Raw genomic sequence first — 22,256 nt, 5'->3', positions numbered from 1 at the left:
TAGTGAGCCAAATCATTGTGAAGCGCCCGCCTCGGGCCCTGCCATCCGAAGTGCCCACGGAGGAAGTCGTTCTGGAGCCTCCGCCCGAACTGCCGCGCGGGCAGCAGGAGGGCGCCCTGATGCAGCTCCTGCCGATGCTCGGCATGGGCGGCTCCGTGGTCTTCTTCTTCATGCCGAATTCGCAGCCGTTTATGAAGGTCATGGGCATGGTGATGGTCGCCTCCACGGTGGCCATGTCCATCGCGATGATCGTGCGCTACCGCCGCGGCTCGCAGGGGCAGATGGCGGACATGCGGCGCGACTACCTGCGCTACCTGTCGCAGACGCGGCACGCCGCCATGGACACCGCGCGCTCGCAGCGCGACGCCCAGTACTACCTCCATCCCTCGCCCGAGCAGCTGTGGGCGCTGGTGGCGGAGGGCAGCCGGGTGTGGGAGCGCCGGTCGGGCGACGAGGACTTCGGACAGGTGCGGGTAGGGCTCGGGCCGCAGGGCCTCGCCACATCCCTGGTGCCCCCGCAGACCGCTCCGGTGGACCAGCTGGAGCCGCTCACCGCGGGCGCGATGCAGCGGTTCATCGCGACGCACTCCACCGTGGACGACCTGCCGATGGCGGTGTCCCTGCGGGCGTTCTACCACGTGACGGTGAGCGGGGAGCCGGCCTCGGTCCGCAGCACGGCCCGTGCGCTGACGGCCTCGCTCGCCTCCCTCCACTCCCCCGAGGACCTGGTGATCGCGGTCGCGGCGGGGCGCACCGCGGCCGCGGAATGGGAGTGGGCCAAGTGGCTGCCGCACTGCCAGGCTGCGGGAGCGGTGGACGGCGCGGGCAGCAGGCGCCTCATCACGAGCAGTCCGATGGAGCTCGAAGACCTGCTCGCCGACCGGTTGTCGGGCCGCCCGCGCTTCCAGCCGGGCTCCGCACCGCTCCCGGAGGAGCCGCACATCGTCGTCGTCCTGGACGGCCTCTCGCTGACCCCGGCGTCGCTGCTCGCGAGCCCCGAGGGACTTCAGGGCGTGACGGTCGTCGAGGTCGTACCCGGCGAACCGGCCGGCGGGCGCGGCGATCTGTTCATCGTCGTCAAGCCGATGTCGCTGCGCCTGGAGTCGGCGCACGGCCTGGTGTACGAGGGCACTCCCGACCTGCTGTCGTACGAGGCCGCCGAGGCGCTGGCCCGGCAGCTGGCGCCGCTGCGGATGGCCGCGGGCGGCGACGACGACGAACCGCTGCTCGCCAACCTGGAGTTCACCGATCTGCTGAACCTGGGCGATGCCGCGTCGGTGGACCCCAAGCGGACCTGGCGCCCCCGCTCGCAGTCCGAGCGGCTGCGGGTACCGATCGGGGTCGGCGAGGACGGCAGCCCGGTGATGCTGGACCTCAAGGAGGCCGCGCAGGAGGGCATGGGCCCGCACGGACTGTGCGTGGGCGCCACCGGTTCCGGAAAGTCGGAGCTGCTGCGCACCTTGGTACTCGGTCTCGCGGTCACGCACTCCTCCGAGACGCTGAACTTCGTCCTCGCGGACTTCAAGGGCGGCGCCACCTTCGCCGGCATGGCGCAGATGCCGCACGTGGCGGCGGTCATCACCAACCTGGCCGACGACCTGACGCTGGTCGACCGCATGGGGGACTCGATCCGAGGCGAGCTCAACCGCCGTCAGGAGATGCTGCGCGACGCCGGCAACTACGCCAACATCCACGACTACGAAAAGGCACGCGCGGCAGGCGCCCCGCTCCAGCCGATCCCGTCGCTGGTCCTCGTCATCGACGAGTTCAGCGAGCTGCTGACCGCGAAGCCCGATTTCATCGAGATGTTCGTGCAGATCGGCCGCATCGGCCGTTCGCTGGGCGTGCACCTGCTGCTCGCTTCGCAGCGTCTGGAGGAGGGCCGGCTGCGCGGTCTGGAGACGTACCTCTCGTACCGCATCGGTCTGCGCACCTTCTCGGCCGCGGAGTCGCGTGCGGCGCTGGGCGTCCCCGACGCCTACGAACTGCCGAACGTCCCCGGGTCCGGCTTCCTGAAGTTCGGCACGGACGAGATGGTGCGTTTCAAGGCGGCGTACGTCTCCGGGGTGTACCGCACCGGTTCGGCTCAGGCGGCCGCCGCGCTCGGCGGCCCGCTGCCGGTGGACCGGCGTCCGGTGCTGTTCACGGCGGCAGAGGTGCCCGTGCGGTACGTGCCCGTGCCGGAGCAGCGTCGGGAGGAGACGGAGCCGCGCAAGGACGATGCGCTGGCCGACACGGTCCTCGACGTCATCGTGCGCCGTCTGGAGGCGCAGGGTCCGGCGGCCCACCAGGTGTGGCTGCCGCCGCTGGACAGCCCGCCGTCGCTCGACTCGCTGCTGCCGGGGCTGAGCGCCGTGCAGGGCCGCGGGCTCACCCAGCCGGGCTACGGGGGCGCGGGACGCCTGGTCGTCCCGCTCGGCCTGGTCGACAAGCCGTACGAGCAGCGCCGCGACCCGCTGTGGGTCGACTTCTCGGGTGCGGCGGGCCATATGCAGATCGTCGGCGGTCCGCAGTCCGGCAAGTCCACTCTTCTGCGCTCGCTGATCGCGTCGTTCGCGTTGACGCACACCCCGCACGAGGTCCAGTTCTACGGGCTCGACTTCGGTGGTGGCGGTATGGCGGCCGTGTCCGGCCTGCCGCACGTCGGCGGGGTGGCCTCGCGTCTGGATCCGGAGCGGGTGCGGCGCACGGTCGCCGAGGTGTACGGCGTGCTGACGCGACGCGAGGAGTACTTCCGGTCCACCGGGATCGCCTCGGTCGCCGACTTCCGTGCGCGCCGGGCACGCGGTGACATCCCGGTCACGGACCAGCCCTGGGGCGACGTCTTCCTGATCATCGACGGGTGGGGCAACTTCCGCTCGGACTACGAGGGTCTGGAGCCGGTGGTCCTGGACATCGCGGCGCGGGGCCTCGGTTACGGCATCCACCTGGTGCTGACCGCCTCCCGCTCCATGGAGGTCCGGGCGAACATGAAGGACCACCTCATGAACCGCCTGGAGCTGCGGCTCGGTGACACCATGGACTCCGAGATCGACCGCAAGGTGGCCGTGAACGTGCCAAGCGGCGTCCCGGGCCGTGGTCTCTCCCCGCAGAAGCAGCACTTCATGGCGGCGGTTCCGCGGATCGACGGTCTGTCCTCGGACACGGATCTCGCCGAGGCCACCCAGGCACTGGCCGCGGAGGTAACCCGGCACTGGACGGCCCCGGGAGCTCCGGAGGTCCGGCTGCTTCCCCGCTCGTTCCCGGCCGAGCAGCTGCCGCCGGGCGACCGCTTCCCGGAGCGGGGTATCGCGTTCGCCCTCGACGAGGACAACCTCGAACCGGTCCACGTCGACTTCGACCAGGACCCGTTCTTCCTCGTCTTCGGCGAGAGCGAGTCGGGCAAGTCGAACCTGCTGCGCCTGCTGATCAAGCAGCTGTCGCAGCGGTACGACGGCGATTCCTGCAAGTTCTTCGTCATCGACAACCGCCGCGCCCTGCTGGACGTGACCCCGCCCTCGCATCTGGCGGAGTACGTCCCGATGTCCAACGCCATGGGCCACCACGTGGAGGCCCTCGCAGACCTGATGCAGCGCCGGTCGCCGACGGCCGACGTGACGGCACAGCAGCTGCGGGAGCGGAGCTGGTGGTCGGGGCCCTCGGTGTACGTGGTCGTGGACGACTTCGATCTCGTGTCGACGTCCAGTGGCAACCCGCTGGCGGATCTGACGGAACTGTTGCCGTTCGCCCGCGACGTGGGCGTGCGCTTCATCATCGCGCGCTCGACGGCGGGTGCGAGCCGGGCCTCCTACGAGCCGTTCCTGCAGCGCATGAAGGAACTGGGTGCCCAGGGTGTCGTGCTGGCGGGCGATCCCGGCGAGGGGGACCTGCTGGGCGGCGTCAGGCCGCGGCCGATGCCGACAGGCCGGGGCATCTTCGTGTCACGGAGGAGCGGAAAGCCCATGGTGCAGACAGGCCTGGTGAACGGGGAGCGTTGACGCCGTCGCGGCCCGGCCGCAGCTGCCGCTCCGCAACCTCAGCCGCCGCCTCGGAACAAGCGGTACGCACGTGACGAACGGGGTGGACACGCATGCTGCGTGTCCACCCCGTTCGTCATGGCGAGCCGGTCGACTCACAGGAAGTAGCCGGCCGCCTTCTTGTCGCCACCCCTGTAGTCACCGCCTGCCTGGTGAATCAGGTGTCCGATGGCCACCAGTGCCTGGTGGATGTCCCTGGCTTCCTTGTCCCAGTTGGCCTGGGCCGTCTGGTAGGCGCTGTGGGAGTCGCCTTCCCAGTACTGGTTCACCTCGGCGACCTTCCTCTTGATCTCGTCAAGGGCGGTCTCGAGGTTCCGGGCATGGTTACCGATGTTCGTGGCCGCCGTGTCCAGGGGGTCATAGTTGACGAGAAGACCATCGCCGTTGATACCCATGATTAAGTCTGTTCCTCGGTCTCGTGGGGTCGACTGCCGTCAGCGCAGGAGTGCGCGTTCTCAGAAGCTCGCGATGGTCGACTTGGGGGCACCGTCATAGACATCGATCTTCTGGGCCGAACTGCGAATCTGGTCCTCGGTCGCGTCCTTGATGCCACGCGTCTTGTTCAGGGCGTCGAGGAACGTGGAGAGGATGTTGCCCATGCGCGCCAGCGACGTGTTGATCTCGTACTGCTTCTGGTTGAAGGCGTTGGCGCCGATACCCTGCCAATTGCCTTCGAGGGCGTCGATCTCCCCCTGGAGGCCATGGACCATCGTCTTGACGTCGTCGAACTTGCTCAGGATCTCCTTTTCGAGATCGATTACATGCTGGTCGACCAGCTTCTGGCCCTGCGCCATGGTGAAGCTTCCCTTCCTGAGATGTGGGTACGGCCGATGGCCCGCACCTCATCGAGTGATGAGGTGACGATCGGTGTGGCGGGGCGGATACAGCGCCGAGGGCGGCGGCCATCCGCTGTTCTGTCGGCAGAGTTTCGGTAACGTCCCGCGATTTCGCATTGCGTGGGAAGACCGAGGGCTTGGTTCCGCCGGTGAGGAAGGTCGGGCAACCCGGACGTGTCACAGCCCGCGTCGACGGTCGTACCCGATCGAGGGCTGTGTGCAGGCAGCGCGGGAGCCGGACACGCTTCAATGCCCCGACAGCCGGCCGTCTTCGCAGGAAGCACGATGCCCCCTCCCCCGTTTGTTCGTCCCACGCAGGTGGGACGACGCGCAAACGCCACCTTCGCAACGCAACCACTCTAGTAACGTCCTATGACCTCTCCAACCCGGTTACCGGTCAAGCCCGTTGTCGTCGTGAGGAACGCCGGCCCCTCACGCATCGAGAGCTTGCCCGTGACCCCCGGACCTTACCGACGTCCTTGTCCCGCGGCATGGGTACAACTACTCAGTCACCGTAGGAGGTTGCCGTCAGGACACACGACGACCGCGACATGACACCGGTCGTTGCAGCATGGCTGCTGCGAAGGACATGCCTGTTCCGCAGTCTGCGCTCCCGTTCAGCATGTGCGGTCGACCTTTCAGCTCGCGCCTACCGGGTCGACGATGGGCGTCGACGTAGATCCTGCCGCCGAATTCGAGTCCCCTGCGGCGTTGTTGGGGGTTGTGACGTGCTTGGTACGGAAGGGGGAGACGCGTCCGAGGTGCCGACGGCCGCGGGACGTCCCTTCGTCAGGCCGCGCGCCGTTTCCGGGCGTCCCGGCAGGCCACGGCCACCCCGGCGAGTGCCGCCACCACGACCGCCGTGCCGACGAGCACGTACGTGGCCAGCCGGGTCGTGCGTTCCTCGGGGGTCTCGCCGAAGTGGAAGGGTGCCGCTTCGGGTGCCCGGGCGCGGACGTTCCCCTGCGGGGCAGGGGACTCCACCGGCCGATCGTCCTCGGTGAGCGCCCGGACGGGGTCCACCACGCCCCAGCCGACCAGAGGGTCGCGGTCGGGGATGGAGCGCTCCGCGGTCTGCTCGATCTGGGCGACGATTTCCCGCGGGGTCCAGCGCGGGTGCTTGGCCTTGACGAGGGCCGCGACCCCGGCGACGTACGGTGCGGAGAAGCTGGTGCCGTTGTCGGAGCAGTGGCCGCCGCCCGGGACCGTGGAGATCATGTCGACACCCGGAGCGGCCACGCCCACGAACTCCCCGGACTGGGAGAAGGCGGCGCGTTCGTTGTTGCGGTCCGAAGCCGCCACTGCGAGGACCCCGGGATACGAGGCGGGGTACGTCTTCCTGACCGTGCCGCCCAGACCGTCGTTGCCCGCCGATGCCACCACCACGATGCCCCTCCCCAACGCCTTGTTCACCGCTTCCTGGAGCGCGGGGGTGGGCTTCACCTCCTTCGCGGTGTCCTGGGAGATGTTGATGACGTCGGCGCGGACGTCGATGGCGTGCTGGATGGCCTCGGCGAGCGTCAGGTCCGTGCCGTGGCCCTCGGCGTCGTTCTGCTTGACGGGGATGATCGTGGCGCCGGGAGCCAAGCCCACGAAGCCCGTGCCCGGCGCGGGGCGGGCCGCGATGATCCCCGCGACGCGTGTGCCGTGACCCACGGAGTCGGTGGTGCCGTGCGGGTTGCCTCGGTCCGTCGACTTCCCGTCGACCTTTGCGGGGAGGTAGTTGGCCCCCTTGGCCGCATCCACCGCGTGGGCGAGTTGGGGGTTCTTGACGTCGACGCCGGTGTCGATCACCGCGACCTCGACCCCCTTGCCGGTGGACTGGCGCCAGAGTTCGTCCAGGAGGACACGCTGCAGCGCCCAGGGGCGGCCCGGGTACTTCTTGGAAGGGAACGTGCACTGGCCCGGGTCGGCCGCCGCGGGAGGCGCCGCGGTGAGTGCCGTCGTCATGAGGGCCGCCAGCGCCGACGCGGCGGCGAGGGCCCTCCTGGGCAGCCGTGCGCATGCGTTCGGCTTCTGCATCGCCGCTCCCCCTGCCTACGAGCCCTGCGGCTGACGTGCTGCCGTTGTCGACAGGCGCGGGCCCATGGGCAGGAACACGGACCATTCGGCGGGGATCGGCGCGGGGTCGGTGCCCGCGTAGCCGAGGCGGGTCTGCGCCGCCCGGGTCTCGTCGAGGGCGGCCTTGCGCTGCTTGGCGGAGGTTCCGATGCCGGAGTCGTGCGTGGCGCTGTCGCTGTTGGACTGCATGGCGTAGCGCAGCCCCGTGTCGGTGACGAGGAAGACGCCGCCGGCCTTGGTGTCCGATCCCTTGAACTGCCGGAAGAGCTGCCCCGACCCGGGTGTCACATAGGCGCTGGACGAGCCCGTGGGGAGCGTCGCGGGGAAGTCGGTGCCCACCCAGGTGCTCAGCGTGGTGGGTCCGTGCCCGTCGACGTGGCGCAGGACGCTGCACACCGTGTCACGGCCGCTGGAGGCCGAGGCGTCGTTGACCGGCTTCGGTTCGCCGTCCGGCCAGGTGTGCTCCGTGGCGAAGCCCTTGCCGGGGCTGATGGCTCCGGGGCTCACGTCACGTGGATGGCCGCCCTGTCCGAGGAGGGCGAGGTCCTTGCTGTAGAGCAGCAGTCGGGCGGCGAACGCGGAGATCGGGGCCACCCGTCCCGGCAGCACCACGTAGTACTGGTCCTTGTCGTTGTTGGGAGCCCTGAGGACCATGCCGACCTTGTCGGCGTCCTTGTCGAGCAGGCCCGCCACGTTGGCGGCGGCGCCCGGTGTGCCGGGGATCTTCGGGAAGGCGATGTGGTCGCCCAGATGGAGCGTGTCCAGCCAGTCCCGGGAGACACGCTCGGGCACCCGGCCGGAGCCGACGACGGCGCGCAGCAGGAGTTCGTCGTCCGGGATCCGGTACCGGGTGCCCTGCGCGTCGACCACATAGCGCGTCCCGTCCGGGCCGACCACGTACAGCAGTTCACCGTCGCTCAGGCGCTGCTTGCCCTCGGTCCTGTTCCGCTCACGCGGGGCGAAGACGAACGCCGCCTTCTGGATGGCACGGCCGCCGTCGCCGGGACGCTCGCACACGGCCCAGCGCTTCTCCGAGCCCGCCTCGGCGGCGCTCGGAAGCCGGTCGGGGGCGTACGGGATGCCGATGGTGACGCCGTGCGGGATGACACCGCTGTCGAGGACGGACTCGTCCACGTTGATGACCTGGCCCTTGTCGGCGTCCAGGATCAGCTTGGCCGACGCCATGTTGAGGACGGGGTGCAGTTGGCGTTTGCCGTCGGTGTCGAGGACGACATAGCGCGTCGTGGACTTGCTGGCGATGATGATGTTTTCCCCGGGCTTGTTCCAGCCGGGCGGAGCCGCCGGCTTGAACATTCCCCACGCTCCGAACGCGGCCAGGATCACCACCCCGACGACGGCGCCGGGGACGACGGCGCGCAGCGGCTTCGGCGCCCCTTCCTCCGAGCCCGTGGGGGAGGGCTGGATGAAGGCCGCCAGCGTGCGCCGCTTTGCAAAGGTGTAGGCGTTGAGGTCGTCCCGCCGTGATGCCATGTGTGCCTGCTTCTCCCCGTGCCTCGCCTGGACGGCGCTCGGGGGTCCGCGTCCCCCGCCCTCCGTTGCCGGACCGGCCCCTACTATGCCCGGTAAGAGACCGGACTTGCGGCGCGGGTAGGGTACTTGGGCCCTGAAGGCCTGGTGTGGTCGTGTCGCGGCGGCGAGTTGTGAGCAAAACGGGGGGATGCAGTGATGGCTTCCGGAACGCGGGTCCGGCCGCGTGACCGCTCGCAGTCACGGAGCTCCTCGGCGCTCCCGCCCGGCGGCGCGGCGCAGTCGTCCGCTGCGGGCGCACGCCCCCCGGCGCGGGGTCCGATCCATCTCGCTTCGCGTTCGGGACAGTTCGGGTCGTTCTGGCTGCAACGCGTGGTCCTGCTGGAGATCGCCGTCGCGCTGCTCCTGGTGGGCTGGGCCGTCGGCCCGCTCGCGATGGCACCCGCCGGTGTCGTGGCGGCGCTGCTGGTCGTGCTGGCCGTCGTACGCCGGCGGGGGCGCTCGCTTCCCGACTGGCTGGCCACCGTGAGGGCGCTGCGGGCCCGCAGGAACCGCGGTGCCGATGCGGAGCTGCCCGAGGGTACGGAGCCGGGACTGGCTCCGGCGGTGGAATGCGACCCCTCGCTGCGGACCTACTCCTACAGCGGCCGTGACCGCCGGCCCGTCGGGCTGGTCGGGGACGGCACGTTCGTCACGGCCGTTCTGCACGTCGAGGCGGACCCGACCGCGCTGCGCGCGGAGCGGAACAGACAGCCGCTGCCCCTGGGGCTCGTCCGCGACGCCCTCGAGGTCGACGACGTACGTCTGGAGTCGGCGCAGATCGTGCTGCACACGCAGCCGGCGCCCGCCCTGCACCTTCCCCCGCAGTCCGTGGCGGTCAGCAACTACGCACCGCTGCAGGCGCAGACGGGGACGCCCGCCGTCCGTATCACCTGGATCGCCCTGAAGTTCGATCCGGAGCTGTGCACGGAGGCGGTGGCGGCGCGCGGCGGCGGGCTGCTCGGGGCGCAGAAGTGCGTGGTGCGCGCCGCCGACCAGCTGGCGAGCCGACTGGCAGGGGCCGGTTACCGGGCGACCCTGCTCGGCGAGGAGGAGCTGACGTCGGCCGTGGCGACGTCCGCGTGCGCCAATCCGCTGGTGACGGCGCAGGCCGGGCGGGCCGAGCAGCGGAAGTGGCGGACCGAGGAGACGAGCCGCAGCTGGCGGTGCGACAACCGCAAGCACACCACGTACTGGATACGGCGCTGGCCCGAGATCGGCAGCGGACGGGGACCGTCGCTGCCGCAGCTCGTGGCGCAGCTCACCGCCGTGCCCGCCTTCGTGACGACGTTCAGTCTCACGCTGGGGCGCGGCGAGCAGCACGGTGCGTCGGTCTGCGGACATCTGCGGGTGACCGGTCGCAGTGATGCCGAACTCGTGGCGGCACGGCGGGCCTTGGAGCAGGCCGCACGCCAGGCCGGCACGGGGCTCGCCCGGCTCGACCACGAACAGGTACCCGGCGTTCTCGCCACTCTGCCGCTCGGAGGGGTCCGCTGATGGCCACGCCCACCTATTCCACTACCGCGCCCGTGCCCCCCGCTCCGGACCCCGGCGCGCAGGGCATCCCGGCCTCCGGCCCTTCGGCCCCCCGGCCGCGCGGGCGGCGTCGGTCCGGCTTCGGCCTGCTCGGCCCGCGCCACGGAAGGCACACCCTCGACGCGGAGCACCTCGACTCCCTCGCGCTGCCCATCGGTGACGACGGGGTGGTCATAGGGGTGGACACCGAGGGCCAGCCCGCCGTGCTGGGACTGCACCGGCCCGCTCCGCACGACATCGTGCTGATCGGCGGCCTGTGGACGGCCCAGGTGCTGGCGCTCCGCGCGGCGGCGACGGGTGCGCGCGTCGCGGTGGAGACGGGGCGGGCGCAGGCCTGGTCGCAGATGGTGCAGGCGGTCGGCGGCGGGCAGTCCGGGATGACCCTGCACGAGGTGGGGCGGGTCCCTCCGCAGGGAGCATCGGCGGGAACCCCGGTCCTCGTGGTGCGGGACTGCGGTATGCGGCCTCCGCGCGGCAGGGTCGTGTCGGGGCCCTGGCAGTCGGTGGTGACTCTGCTTCCCTACCTGAGTCCGGTCGCGCCCCGGCTGATACGCCAGGCGCGGCTCGTGGGTGTGCAGCGGGTCTCGCCCGACGAGGCCAAGGAGATCGGGCGCACGCTGGCACTGCCCACGGGAGACATCGAGTCGCTCCCCACCTTGGCGGACGGTGTCACCCTGTGGTCCGCCGACCGGGACCGGCAGTATGTGATGACACAGCCGACGGACGCCGAGATCGGCCTGCTGGGCACGCCGCGACGGATCGACTGATGGGGCGCCGTCGCCTTCTGAGGCGCTTCGGGAAGGGCTCGGGGCGGCCCGGGTGTCGGCACCAGGCCTCGTACGAGGGGTGAGCGACTGTTTTCCGGTGCCGGTCCGGGGCCACCAAGTAGGGTGACCTGGCACGCCGTTGGTACACCGGAAGGGGCCGTTTCACCATGGCCGAGGCTCAGGGCAGCGATGTGGAAACGCCGGACGCGGCTTCCCCGGAGGAAGACGTCCAGGCACGCAAGGAGCGGGAGAAGAACGAGCTCTACGCCTTGGACATCTCCGGCGTCGCGTGGCAGAGCGCTCCGGGTACGGAGGACCAGGAGGAGCGGGTCGAGATCGCCTACCTGCCGCAGGGCGCGGTGGCCATGCGCTCGTCGCTCGACCCCGACACCGTGCTGCGGTACACCGAGGCGGAGTGGCGGGCGTTCGTACTCGGCGCACGGGACGGTGAGTTCGACCTGAAGCCGGCGCCGCACAACGGAGGGCTGTCGGCGGAAGCCTCCGAGTAGGTCGCGGCCGAGCGGGGTGGAGCGACGGCCCGCACAGGGGCCGCGTCGCTCCCCCGTGCGCCTCGTCCGGCATGCGCGGCACCCCTCGCCCGTGCGTCGCCCCTGTGTGCGTCGTGCGTCGGCGCCAGAAGGCACTCGCGATGCCGAGCCTGCCCAGGACGGGATCCTTGGGGTGCGACGGGCTCGTGTACAGCAGCCGCCGGGAGATGCGAGGGGCTCGCGTACAGCGCCCGGCCGGAAGACGCGAGGGGCTCGTGTACGGAGATCGTCGCGAGAAGAGGGCGCGAGCCCGTTCCATGGTGGTGTCTTCCGGGCGGCCTGAAGAGCCGGCGGAGTGGCCGTGGCCCGGTGTTCGTCAACTCCTGTGGCGGGGCACGCAGTTCGGGTGATGACGCGACAGATCGGTGATGGCCTCCGGAGGTCCGGTGCCTCAGCCGTGGCGCAACTCGGGCCGGGACGGACGAGGTCGTGCTGCGTCCCTTCGTCCAGCGTGTACTGAATGCGGCATTCATCAGGGGTGGGCGGCCTGCCGTTGTGACGGCGGTGACTACTAGGCTGGGGTTGGACGCGGCGCGAGAACCCATGTTCGGGTGGTGGGCGTCCCAGGGGGAAAGCCCGGCGCATTCGGATGACTTCGGACAACAACGAACGACTTCGGACGGACTCGGGCTTCACCTGCTTCGGACGACGGAAGCGGGGGCTCCGGCACGGCATGAGGGCCCGACCACACCAGGAGGAATTGTGAGCAGCGATCGGGACGGGATCCGCGAGGGCTGGGCGGCGCCCGGCGACGACCCCTCCGACGCGGAGTCCGCCTTCGACACGACGGGCGAGTTCACCATCGATTACGCACCCCCTGCCTGGTATACGCAGAATGCGTCGGGGAGTTCGCAGGACGCGTCGTCGGCTCCGGCTCCCTCCGGCGAGGCCGCTTCCGGGGCGGCTGCCGGCGGGTCTCCGAGTTCGGCGGCCGGTGCGGCCGTGCCTCCTCCGCCGCCCGCAGGCAGCCCCGTGGGCCTGCCGACGCCGCCCCAGGGCAGTGGGTTCGAGCCGAACTGGGCCCCGCCCACCGCGCCTGCTCCGTCTACCGGACCCGTGCCGCCCGTTGCTCCGCCCACGTCCGGCGCACCCCTTGCGCCCAGCGCGTCCGCCGAGTCCTCCGGGGCGGACGGCGGTGCCGCCTCCGTCGGCAGCGGGGCCGGCGGTGACATCGAGAGCGGGGCGACCCTGCGGTTCTCCGCCGTCGCCCTGAAGCGGGAGATCGAGGAGCGGGCCGCCGCGGCCGCACAGGCCGCCGGAGGCGATGAGGCCGAGGAATCGCAGCGTCCGGCCGCAGGTGCCGATGCCGTGACCTCCGACGCGGCCGACGACGGCGCCCGGTCCGGCGAGGGCCCTGCCGACGGTTCGGCCACCGACACGGGTGCGGAGTCCGCCGCCGGGACGGCCGAGGCCGTCGATGACGGGGCGCCGGGCGCCGAGGACGGCACGGTTCAGGGCTCCGGCTCGGACACGGTCGTCCCGGATGAGGGTGGTTCCGCGGAGGGCGGGGCGGAAGCGCGCATATACGCCGACGGGTCCGACGGTGCCTCCGAGACCGACGCGGAAGACGCGACGGACGGCGACGGGGCCCCGGATGCCGATGGCGCCGCCGGTTCCGGTGGTTCCGGTGGTCCCGGCGGCGACGCGAACGACACGGACGACGCCCTGGGCGACTCGGTGCCCGCCGCGGCCGACGGTGCGCCCGGCCAGGCCGCCGACACCGAGGGCGTCGACGGCGACGATGACGTCCAGGACGCCGTTCCGGGTGACTCGATGGCCGCCGACACCGCTCAGGACATACAGGACGCGGTGCCGGGCTCCGCCGCGGACCAGGTGCAGGACGCGGTGCCGGGCTCCGCTGCCGACCAGGTGCAGGGCGCGGCTCCCGGCGGTGCCGCGGGTGACGCACCGGGCACGGCTCCCGCCTGGGCTCCCCCGCCGGCTCCGCAGGGTGGGCTGCCGCCCCTGCCGCCCGCCTTCCAGCCTGCCGTTCCCGCGCCGTCGGCCCAGCCGGAGGCCCCCGTGCCCGCCGCGCAGTGGTCCGCACCGACACCCGCGCCCGACGCGGCGCAGGGCCAGGGAGCTGCGGGACCCCAGGGAGCTCCGGGTACCCCGGGCACTCCGGGACCCCAGGGAGCTCCGGGTGTCCCGCCGCAGGCGCCGCCCGCCGCCTGGCCGCCGCCGAACGCCCCGGTCCAGTCGCCGGTCCCGCCGCAGGCACCCGCACCGCAGAACGGCTACGGATTCCCGCAGCCGCAGACCGGCGCACCGGGCGCACCCGCGCCTCAGGGCGGTTACGGATTCCCGCAGGCTCCCGGCGTACCCGGGCAGCCGCCGGCCCCGGGTCAGCCCCAGGCACAGGCACAGGGCCAGCCGCAGCCCCAGGGACAGCCGCAGCCGCAGCCGCAGGGACAGCAGCCCCACCAGGCGCAGCCCGGCGCCCAGGCGCAGGGTCAGGCGTACGCCGGTGGCTACGGCTTCCCCCAGGGACAGCCGCCCGTCCCCGGTCAGCCGCAGGCCGGCGTTCCCCTGCCTCCGCAGGGCGTCGCCCCCGACGCGCACGCGCCCCACGCACAGCCCCCGGCGCCCCAGCCCCCGGCTGACCCGCAGGCGCAGCCCCAGGGAAAGGCCCCGACTCCCGCACAGGCAGCCCAGCCCGGCGGCTACGGCTTTCCCCAGGCACAGCCCCCCACCCAGGAACAGCCGCAGACCCCGACGCCACCCCCGGCACAGGAACAGCCCGGCGGCTACGGCTTCCCGCAGGCACAGCCCCCCGCCCAGGAACAGCCCGGCGGCTACGGCTTCCCCCAGGGACAGCCCCCCGCCCAGGAACAGCCGCAGGCTCCGGCGCAGCCGCAGGCCCCCGTCGACCCCCGCGCCGGTGCCGCCTGGCCGCAGCCGGTCCAGCACGATCACCGGCAGCCGACGAACCCGGGTGCCGCCCCGCTGGGTTACACCGCCGCCGTGGAGCTCTCCTCCGACCGGCTGCTGAACACCCGGCGGCAGAAGGCCAAGAGCACCCGGCCGGCCGCCGGCGGCTCACGGTTCAAGATCGGTGGCAAGAAGGAGGAGGCCGAGCGGCAGCGGAAGCTGGAGCTCATCCGCACCCCCGTCCTGTCCTGCTACCGGATCGCGGTCATCAGCCTCAAGGGCGGCGTCGGCAAGACGACCACCACGACCGCGCTCGGGTCCACCCTCGCCAGCGAGCGTCAGGACAAGATCCTCGCGATCGACGCCAACCCGGACGCAGGCACGCTCGGTCGCCGGGTGCGCCGCGAGACCGGGGCCACCATCCGCGACCTTGTCCAGGCGATCCCGTACCTCAACTCGTACATGGACATCCGGCGGTTCACCTCGCAGGCCTCGTCCGGTCTGGAGATCATCGCCAACGACGTCGACCCCGCGGTGTCGACGACGTTCAACGACGAGGACTACCGGCGCGCCATCGACGTGCTCGGCAAGCAGTACCCCGTCATCCTCACCGACTCCGGCACCGGTCTGCTGTACAGCGCCATGCGCGGCGTGCTCGACCTCGCCGACCAGCTGATCATCATCTCCACGCCGTCCGTGGACGGTGCGAGCAGCGCCAGTACGACGCTGGACTGGCTCTCGGCGCACGGGTACGCCGATCTGGTCTCCCGGTCCATCACCGTCATCTCCGGAGTGCGTGAGACCGGAAAGATGATCAAGGTGGACGACATCGTCACGCACTTCGAGACGCGCTGCCGCGGCGTCGTGGTCGTGCCGTTCGACGAGCATCTGGCCGCCGGTGCCGAGGTCGACCTCGACATGATGCGACCGAAGGTGCGCGAGGCGTACTTCAACCTCGCGGCGATGGTGGCGGAGGACTTCACACGCCATCAGCAGGCTCACGGGCTCTGGACGTCGGACGGCAACCCGCCGCCGCACTTGGCCCCGCCGATGCCGGGCCCCGGCGTGCCCGGACAGCCCGTGCCGGGCCAGCCGGGTCCCGGGCAGCCCGGCGCCGGTCAGCAGCCCTATCCCGGACAGCCCGCCCCGGGCCAGCCGTTCCCGGGCCAGCCCGGCCAGCAGATACCTGCCGGACAACCGCATCCCGGTCACGCTCCGGGCCAGCCCTATCCGGGACAGGCTCCCGGACAGCCGTACCAGGGCCAGGCCCCCGCACAACCGCACCCCGGACAGGCCCCCGGACAGCCGCACCCCGGACAGGCCCCCGCACAACCGCACCAAGGCCAGCCGTACCAAGGCCAGATCCCCGGCCAGCCCACCCCCGGACAGACGCCCGGCCAAGTCCCCGGGCAGCAGCCCCCGCCGCCGCAGGACTGGCAGGTGCCCCCGGCGCCCGCCGCCCCGCAACCGCCGCAACCCCCGGCCCAGTAACCACTCGAACAGCGGTCACGGCAGAGCGGCCACAACAGCAGCACTCACCCGAACAGCAGTCACCCGACACGACCGACGGCTGTCACCCGAACGACACAGGGCCCGCACCCACCCCGGTGCGGGCCCTCGTCGTGCGTGCTCGACAAGCTCCGCGCCGCCGACACCCCGAAATCGCCGCCATCCCCTGGCCAGCGCCGCTTCAGTGGTCTCGACCAATGGGCGGGAAATCCCCATCAACTCGTTATTTCCGCAGGCCACATGGGGTTCATGTGCCGTTGACGTGTGCGGATCGACGCTGATAGACCTTCACATCAACCAGCTGGCGCACCTTGATCGATTCGTTCTCGACCGGCCGTCCGACAGCTCCACGAACCGTCATCCCACAGCGTCCCCAGCAGTTGTCCCCCGGCTCTCCCACAGCTCCCCGCGCAGTTCCGCACAGCTCTCCCCAGCTCCCCCGACAGCTCTTCCGGTACTTCCCCCAGCCCTCCACCCAGCTCCCCGCCTCCCTGCGCGGAGCGATGACGCGAGGTCACCGATCCATGGACAGACAAGAGCAGCACCGCGGAGTACGAGCAGCACGCACCGGCCCCGTACCCCACGCGCCGGTACCCGCCCCGTCCGCCGCGCCCGATGCAGGGCGCCCGCGGCGCGGCGCCCTCCGGCTGATCGCCGGGGCGACCGCCGCGCTCGGCCTGACCGCGGCCCTGGCGACACCGCTGAATCCGGCGCCCCGGGAAGCCGCGGCGGCCGACGGCCGGAAGGCCCTCACCGTCGCCGTCTCGCAGAGCGTCGACTCGCTGAGTCCGTTCCTCGCGACCCGGCTGGTGAGCACGACCATCCACCGGCTGATGTACGAGTACCTGACGAACTACGACCCCAAGGACAACCACGCGATCCCGGGTCTGGCCACCAAGTGGACGGCGTCGCCGGACAAGCTCACCTGGACCTACACCATCAGGTCGAACTCCAAGTGGTCCGACGGGCAGCAAGCCACGGCCGAGGACGCGGCCTGGACGTTCAACAAGATGATGACCGACGAGGGTGCCGCCACCGCGAACGGCAGCTTCGTCGCGAACTTCAAGCAGGTCAGCGCGCCGTCCCCGACCAAGCTGGTCATCCGGCTGAAGAAGCCCCAGGCCACCATGGCCGCCCTCGACGTGCCGGTCGTGCCCGAGCACGTGTGGAAGAACGTCGGTGACTTCACCAAGTTCACCAACGACAAGAAGTTCCCGGTCGTCGGCAATGGGCCGTTCATCCTGACGGGCTACAAGGCCGACAGCTACGTACGGATGAAGCCGAACCCGACCTTCTGGCGTGGTGCGCCGAAGTTCGACGAGCTGGTCTTCAAGTACTACAAGGACGGTGACGCGGCCGTCGCCGCCCTGCAGAAGGGCGAGGTCTCCTTCGTCCAGGGCCTCACTCCCGCGCAGGCCGCCGCGCTCAAGGGCGCGCCGCACATCAAGGTGAACGACGCACCCGGCCGCCGGTTCTACGCGCTGGCCACCAACCCGGGCGCCCGGGCGAAGAACGGCGACACGTTCGGCGACGGGAACAAGGCGGTCCTCGACGAGCGCGTACGGCACGCCCTGTTCATGTCCGTGGACCGCAGGACGATCCTCGACAAGGTGTTCCAGGGACACGCCGTCGAGGGCCAGGGCTATATCCCGCCGCGCTTCTCGACGTACTTCTGGAAGCCGTCCCCCGGTCAGGAGCTGTCGTACGACCCGCAGAAGGCGGCGCAGCTGCTCGACGAGGCGGGCTACCGGAAGAACGGCTCGGGCAAGCGGGTCGGCAAGGACGGCAAGCCGCTGAACCTCCGCATCCTGTGCCATGCCACCGACCCGAACGACAAGGCGGTCGGCAAGTACCTCCAGGAGTGGTGGGGCAAGCTCGGCATCGGGCTGCAGGTCAACTGCCTCGACAATGTGACCGACCCCTGGCTGGCCGGCAAGTACGATCTGGCGTTCGACGGCTGGTCGGTCAACCCCGATCCTGACTTCGTCCTGTCCATCCACACCTGCGGGGCGCTCCCGGCCACCCCGAAGGACGTCGGCGCGACGGACAACTTCATCTGCGACAAGAAGTACGACGAGCTCTACGGCAAGCAACTGGCCGAGTACGACCCGGCCAAACGTGCGGACCTTGTCAAGCAGATGGAGTCCCGGCTGTACGACACGGGGTACATGAACGTCATGGCGTACCCGAATGCCGTGGAGGCCTACCGCACCGACCAGATCAAGTCGATCACGACGATGCCGCAGGCCGCGGGCAACATCTACGGGCAGGACGGCTACTGGAGCTGGTGGTCGGCGACCCCGGCGGACTCCGGCGGGTCCTCCGGCGGATCGAACTCGACGGGGGTCATCATCGGCATCGTTGCGGGTGTCGTGGTCCTGGCGGGCGCCGGGGTGTTCTTCGCGATGCGCCGCCGCGCCACGGCCGAGGAACGTGAGTGAGCCACGGCCGGAGAACGTGAGGAACAGGCACATGACCAGTAGTAGGTAGTCCATGACCGCTGACGCGACACCCGCGCTGGTCGAGACGACCGGCGGCCCGGCCTCGAAGGCCGGGCCGTCGGCCCGCGGACCACGCGCGCGCACCACCACGGCGTATCTGCGCTATGTGGCGGGCAAGCTGGGCGGCGCCGTCGTCTCGCTGCTCGCCGTCCTCGTCACCAGTTTCTTCCTCTTCCGGCTGATCCCCGGCGACCCGGTGAAGTTCATGACGGGCGGTCGCCAGGTGTCGGCCAAACAACTGGCCGCGTACCGACGGCAGTTCGGTCTCGACCTGCCCATGTGGGAGCAGTTCACGGACTACTGCCGCAAGGCGCTCACCGGCGATCTGGGCACGTCGTACCAGTTCCGCGCACCGGTCATCGACAAGATCACCGAGGCGCTGCCGAACACGCTGCTGCTGACCGGCACGGCCTTCGTGCTCTACACGGCGCTCGGCATCGTCCTCGGCACGCGCTCCGCCTGGCGCAACGGGCGGCTCGGCGACCGGCTCAACACCGGGCTCGCGCTCACGCTGTACTCGGTGCCGTCGTTCTGGCTCGGACTGCTGCTGATCATCGTCTTCTCGGTCGGCATCGGCCCGGTCCCCGGTCTCTTCCCGACCGGTGGCATGGAGTCCGGCGGGCTGCACGGCTTCGCGTACGTCGTCGACGTCGCCCATCACCTCGTCCTGCCGGTGATCACGCTGGTCGCGGTCGAGTACGGCCAGACGCTGCTGGTCATGCGGTCCTCGCTGCTCGACGAGATGGGCAGCGACTATCTGACGACGGCGCGGGCGAAGGGCCTGCGGGACGATCTCGTACGCCGCCGGCACGCGGTGCCCAACGCGATGCTGCCGACCGTGACGCTGATCTTCGTCAATCTGGGCCGGGTCGTCGCGGGCACGATCCTCGTCGAGACCGTGTTCTCCTGGCCGGGCCTCGGCGGGCTGTTCTACCAGGCGCTGAGCGTGCCCGACCTGCCGCTCGTGCAGGGGCTGTTCTTCGTCTTCGCCGCCGCTGTGATCGTGATGAACACGCTCGCCGACCTGATCTATCCGCTGCTCGATCCCCGGGTGGGCCGATGACGACCGACACAGGAACCGTCGACCAGGCGGAGCAGACCGCTCCGCCGACCAGGAGCGCCCGGGCCCTCGCCCGGCAGCGCAGGCGGCGGTCGGTGGCGCGGTTCTGGCAGCAGTACCGCACCCATCGCTCCGGGGTCGTGGGCCTCGCCGCGCTGGTGTTCTTCGCGCTGGTGGCCCTGACCGCGCCGCTGACCGTCGGCTCGGACGTGCAGAGCGTGACGGACGCTCCGGGCCGGCCGCTGCAGGGCCCGAGCGCCGCGTTCCCGTTCGGCACGGACCAGTTCGGCCGGAACCTGTTCGGCCTGGTGCTGTGGGGCTCGCGGGTCTCGCTGACCGTCGGGCTGCTCGCCGCCTTCCTCTCGGTGGGGATCGGCGCGCTCGTCGGGATCACGGCGGGTCACTACCGCGGCTGGTACGCCACCGTGATCATGCGGATCACGGACTGGTTCCTGGTGATGCCGACGCTGGTGCTGGCCATCGCCCTCGCCACCGTGCTGTCCCGCTCGCTCGGCACCGTCATCCTTGCGATCGGTGTGACGACCTGGCCGACGACGGCCCGTCTGGTCCGCGCGCAGACGCTCGCGGTGGAGTCGCGGCCGTACATCGAGCGGGCCCGTGCGCTCGGCGGCGGCCACGGCCACATCATGCTGCGGCACGTCCTGCCGAACGTCATGCCGCTGGTGCTCGCCCAGACCACGCTCGGCATCTCGAGCGCGATCCTGTCCGAGGCGACGCTCGCCTTCCTGGGGCTCGGCGACCCCACGATCACCTCGTGGGGCGGGCTCCTGCAGGATGCGCGGGAGGCGGGCGCGGTCAGCTCCGGGCACTGGTGGTACCTGGTCCCTCCGGGCCTCGCGATCGCCGCGGTGGCGCTCTCCTTCACGCTGTGCGGCCGCACGGTCGAGTCCGTCCTCAACCCGAAGCTGGGGGTGGCCCGATGACCGGGTCTCTGCTGGAGGTCGAGGACCTCACCGTCACCTACGCCTCCGGGGCCGCCGCCGTCCGCGGTGTCGACCTCGCCCTCGGCTCCGGCCGGAAACTGGGCATCGCCGGGGAGTCGGGCTGCGGCAAGTCGACCCTGGCGCTCGCGCTGCTGCGGCTGCTGCCCTCCGGAACGCGGACCACCGGACGGATCCTGCTGGACGGCGAGGACGTGCTGGCCATGAAGTGGGGCCGGGTGCGGGCGGTCCGGTGGGCGGGCGCGTCGATCGTCTTCCAGGGTGCGATGCACTCGCTCAACGCGGTGCACCGCATCGGCGAGCAGATTGCTGAACCGATCCTGCTGCACAAGAGGGCGACGGCGGCGGATGCGCGGAAGAAGACCGTCGACCTCCTCGAACAGGTGGGGCTCCCGGCGGCACGCGCGGACGCGTATCCGCACGAGCTGTCCGGCGGGCAGCGGCAACGCGTGATGATCGCGATGGCACTGGCCTGCGACCCCCGGCTGATCATCGCCGACGAGCCGACGACCGCGCTCGACGTGATGATCCAGGCGCAGATCCTGCGGCTCATCGAACAGCTCGTCACCGAGCAGGACCTCGGCCTGATCATGATCAGTCACGATCTGGCGGTGCTGGCCGACACCTGCGACCGGCTCGCGGTGATGTACGCGGGCCGGGTGGTCGAGGAGGGGCCGGCCCGGCAGGTCTACGAGGACGCTCGGCACCCCTACGGGCGGGCGCTGTCGGCGGCCTTCCCGCGCATCGGCGACGCGGCGTCCCGGTTCGCCCCGCGCGGCCTGCCCGGAGATCCGCCGGATCCGGCGGCGCTGCCGCCGGGCTGCACCTTCCACCCGCGCTGTCCGGTCGCGCTGGACGACTGCGCGCACCTCGATCCGGCGCTGCGCGGAGCGGGGGCGGGGCGCCGTGCGGCGTGCGTCCTGGTCGGCGCGGCACAGCCGCCCGGGCCGGCCCCGGCCGAGGAAGCGAGGAGCACCACATGAGCACCACCACTCCCCCGGCCGCCGCGGCGCTGCTCAGCGCCGAAGCCCTGCACGTCACCTTCCCGGGGCGGCATGGCGCGGCCCCGGCACGGGCCGTCGACGGGGTCGACCTCGACATCGCGCCCGGCGAGATCGTGGCACTGGTCGGCGAGTCCGGCTGCGGCAAGACGACGCTGGCGCGGTCGCTGCTGGGCCTGGTGCCGCCGACGTCCGGCCGGGTCGCCTTCGCCGGAAAGCCCCTCGACTACGCGGGGCGCGCCCTCAAGGCGTACCGCAAGCGGGTGCAGCTGGTCCTGCAGGACCCGAGCGGGTCGCTGAACCCGCGTCACACGGTGTACGACGCGGTGGCCGAGGGGCTGCGCATCCACGGGTACGCGGGGGACGAGCGGGCCGCCGTCGCCGACGCGTTGGCCCGGGCCGGGCTGCGGCCGCCGGAACGCTTCTTCCTGCGCTACCCGCACGAGCTGTCCGGCGGACAGCGGCAGCGCGTGGTCATCGCGGGCGCGCTGGTCCTGGAACCCGAGCTGATCGTCGCCGACGAGCCGGTCGCCTCGCTGGACGCCTCGGTCCGGGGCGAGATCCTCGCGCTGCTGCTGCGGCTGCGCGACGAACTGGGGCTGTCCGCGCTGGTGGTGACCCACGATCTGGGCCTGGCCTGGAACATCGCCGACCGGGTCGCCGTCATGTACCTGGGCCGGATCGTCGAGACGGGTGCGGTGGAGGAGGTCCTGACGGCACCGCAGCACCCCTACACACAGGCGCTGTTGTCGGTGCTGCCGGAGGCCGGCGGGGAACCGGTCGTGCTCACCGGCGAGCCCCCGGACCCGTCCCGCATCCCGTCCGGCTGCCGCTTCCACGCCCGCTGCCAGATCCTCACCAGCGGCGAGGCGGAGCGGGCCGGGGTGGCCGAGGCCTGCCGGACGCTGGATCTGCCGGTCCTCGGCGGGAGCGGAGGGGCGCAGGTGGCCTGCCACTGGGCGCGGGCGGGGGTCGCCACCTAGGTCGTGTCCGCACAGTAGCGCCGTCTGCCCGGAGGGCAGGGCTCGCGGCGTCCGGTGCTGGGAGCACCGCCCGCGCCG

14 protein-coding genes are annotated in these 22,256 nt (G+C 71.4%); 10 read left to right on the top strand and 4 right to left on the bottom strand.

Annotated elements, in window-relative coordinates; translation table 11 throughout:
- Nucleotides 1-2: 2 nt before the first annotated feature.
- Nucleotides 3-3,977 (top strand): type VII secretion protein EccCa, encoded by a 3,975-nt coding sequence (gene eccCa, locus ACWCP6_RS33005; protein ID WP_450936294.1) that lies wholly within the window; start codon nt 3-5, stop codon nt 3,975-3,977.
- Nucleotides 3,978-4,111: 134 nt separating this feature from the next.
- Here the strand turns inward: eccCa and ACWCP6_RS33000 are convergent, their stop codons facing one another.
- The 4 genes from ACWCP6_RS33000 to eccB all read right to left on the bottom strand — a co-directional run bounded on the left by ACWCP6_RS33000 (nt 4,112) and on the right by eccB (nt 8,404).
- On the bottom strand, nt 4,112-4,411 hold the full coding sequence (locus ACWCP6_RS33000; RefSeq protein WP_450936293.1) for a WXG100 family type VII secretion target: 300 nt from the start codon (nt 4,409-4,411) through the stop codon (nt 4,112-4,114).
- 60 nt (nt 4,412-4,471) lie between these two features.
- The gene (locus ACWCP6_RS32995; protein ID WP_450936292.1) at nt 4,472-4,810 is read right to left on the bottom strand and encodes a WXG100 family type VII secretion target; all 339 of its coding nucleotides are present in this window, start codon (nt 4,808-4,810) and stop codon (nt 4,472-4,474) included.
- 831 nt (nt 4,811-5,641) lie between these two features.
- A complete protein-coding gene (mycP, locus tag ACWCP6_RS32990; RefSeq protein WP_450936291.1) occupies nt 5,642-6,874 on the bottom strand; it encodes a type VII secretion-associated serine protease mycosin in 1,233 nt (410 codons plus the stop codon).
- Nucleotides 6,875-6,889: 15 nt separating this feature from the next.
- Nucleotides 6,890-8,404, bottom strand: a complete 1,515-nt coding sequence (eccB, locus tag ACWCP6_RS32985) for a type VII secretion protein EccB (protein WP_450936290.1) — start codon at nt 8,402-8,404, stop codon at nt 6,890-6,892.
- Between the two features lie 195 nt (nt 8,405-8,599).
- On the opposite strand from eccB, the gene eccE reads away from it, so the two are divergent.
- The 9 genes from eccE to ACWCP6_RS32940 all read left to right on the top strand — a co-directional run bounded on the left by eccE (nt 8,600) and on the right by ACWCP6_RS32940 (nt 22,178).
- Entirely contained in the window at nt 8,600-9,937 is a 1,338-nt protein-coding gene (gene eccE / locus ACWCP6_RS32980) for a type VII secretion protein EccE (protein ID WP_450936289.1), read from the top strand.
- The gene (locus ACWCP6_RS32975; RefSeq protein ID WP_450936288.1) at nt 9,937-10,743 is read left to right on the top strand and encodes a hypothetical protein; all 807 of its coding nucleotides are present in this window, start codon (nt 9,937-9,939) and stop codon (nt 10,741-10,743) included. The genes eccE and ACWCP6_RS32975 overlap by 1 nt, the downstream gene beginning before the upstream one ends.
- A 167-nt stretch (nt 10,744-10,910) precedes the next feature.
- Nucleotides 10,911-11,252: a DUF397 domain-containing protein gene (locus ACWCP6_RS32970; protein WP_450936287.1), complete on the top strand. Its 342-nt coding sequence runs from the start codon at nt 10,911-10,913 to the stop codon at nt 11,250-11,252.
- Nucleotides 11,253-11,993: 741 nt separating this feature from the next.
- Entirely contained in the window at nt 11,994-15,653 is a 3,660-nt protein-coding gene (locus tag ACWCP6_RS32965) for an SCO5717 family growth-regulating ATPase (protein ID WP_450936286.1), read from the top strand.
- Between the two features lie 542 nt (nt 15,654-16,195).
- A complete protein-coding gene (locus tag ACWCP6_RS32960) occupies nt 16,196-18,112 on the top strand; it encodes an ABC transporter substrate-binding protein (RefSeq protein WP_450936285.1) in 1,917 nt (638 codons plus the stop codon).
- Nucleotides 18,113-18,164: 52 nt separating this feature from the next.
- Nucleotides 18,165-19,235, top strand: a complete 1,071-nt coding sequence (locus ACWCP6_RS32955) for an ABC transporter permease (RefSeq protein WP_450936284.1) — start codon at nt 18,165-18,167, stop codon at nt 19,233-19,235.
- Complete coding sequence (locus tag ACWCP6_RS32950; RefSeq protein WP_450936283.1) at nt 19,232-20,176, top strand: ABC transporter permease; 945 nt, start codon at nt 19,232-19,234, stop codon at nt 20,174-20,176. Before ACWCP6_RS32955 ends, ACWCP6_RS32950 begins: the two co-directional genes overlap by 4 nt.
- Nucleotides 20,173-21,177 carry an ABC transporter ATP-binding protein gene (locus tag ACWCP6_RS32945; protein ID WP_450936282.1) on the top strand — a complete coding sequence of 335 codons (1,005 nt, stop codon included), beginning with the start codon at nt 20,173-20,175 and terminating at the stop codon, nt 21,175-21,177. The genes ACWCP6_RS32950 and ACWCP6_RS32945 overlap by 4 nt, the downstream gene beginning before the upstream one ends.
- Nucleotides 21,174-22,178 (top strand): ABC transporter ATP-binding protein, encoded by a 1,005-nt coding sequence (locus ACWCP6_RS32940; RefSeq protein WP_450936281.1) that lies wholly within the window; start codon nt 21,174-21,176, stop codon nt 22,176-22,178. The genes ACWCP6_RS32945 and ACWCP6_RS32940 overlap by 4 nt, the downstream gene beginning before the upstream one ends.
- Nucleotides 22,179-22,256: the final 78 nt, after the last annotated feature.

The sequence above is a fragment of the Streptomyces sp. NPDC002004 genome, assembly GCF_053593975.1.
Note: the sequence above shows the minus strand (reverse complement) of the source record. Positions and strands in the feature narration are given on the sequence as shown.

What these genes read in the sequence shown, in the direction of transcription:
- ACWCP6_RS33000 (WP_450936293.1), bottom strand. Translation starts at nt 4,411, where the DNA reads ATGGGTATCAACGGCGATGGTCTTCTCGTCAACTATGACCCCCTGGAC.
- ACWCP6_RS32995 (WP_450936292.1), bottom strand. Translation starts at nt 4,810, where the DNA reads ATGGCGCAGGGCCAGAAGCTGGTCGACCAGCATGTAATCGATCTCGAA.
- mycP (WP_450936291.1), bottom strand. Translation starts at nt 6,874, where the DNA reads ATGCAGAAGCCGAACGCATGCGCACGGCTGCCCAGGAGGGCCCTCGCC.
- eccB (WP_450936290.1), bottom strand. Translation starts at nt 8,404, where the DNA reads ATGGCATCACGGCGGGACGACCTCAACGCCTACACCTTTGCAAAGCGG.
- eccE (WP_450936289.1), top strand. Translation starts at nt 8,600, where the DNA reads ATGGCTTCCGGAACGCGGGTCCGGCCGCGTGACCGCTCGCAGTCACGG.
- ACWCP6_RS32975 (WP_450936288.1), top strand. Translation starts at nt 9,937, where the DNA reads ATGGCCACGCCCACCTATTCCACTACCGCGCCCGTGCCCCCCGCTCCG.
- ACWCP6_RS32970 (WP_450936287.1), top strand. Translation starts at nt 10,911, where the DNA reads ATGGCCGAGGCTCAGGGCAGCGATGTGGAAACGCCGGACGCGGCTTCC.
- ACWCP6_RS32960 (WP_450936285.1), top strand. Translation starts at nt 16,196, where the DNA reads ATGGACAGACAAGAGCAGCACCGCGGAGTACGAGCAGCACGCACCGGC.
- ACWCP6_RS32955 (WP_450936284.1), top strand. Translation starts at nt 18,165, where the DNA reads ATGACCGCTGACGCGACACCCGCGCTGGTCGAGACGACCGGCGGCCCG.
- ACWCP6_RS32950 (WP_450936283.1), top strand. Translation starts at nt 19,232, where the DNA reads ATGACGACCGACACAGGAACCGTCGACCAGGCGGAGCAGACCGCTCCG.
- ACWCP6_RS32945 (WP_450936282.1), top strand. Translation starts at nt 20,173, where the DNA reads ATGACCGGGTCTCTGCTGGAGGTCGAGGACCTCACCGTCACCTACGCC.
- ACWCP6_RS32940 (WP_450936281.1), top strand. Translation starts at nt 21,174, where the DNA reads ATGAGCACCACCACTCCCCCGGCCGCCGCGGCGCTGCTCAGCGCCGAA.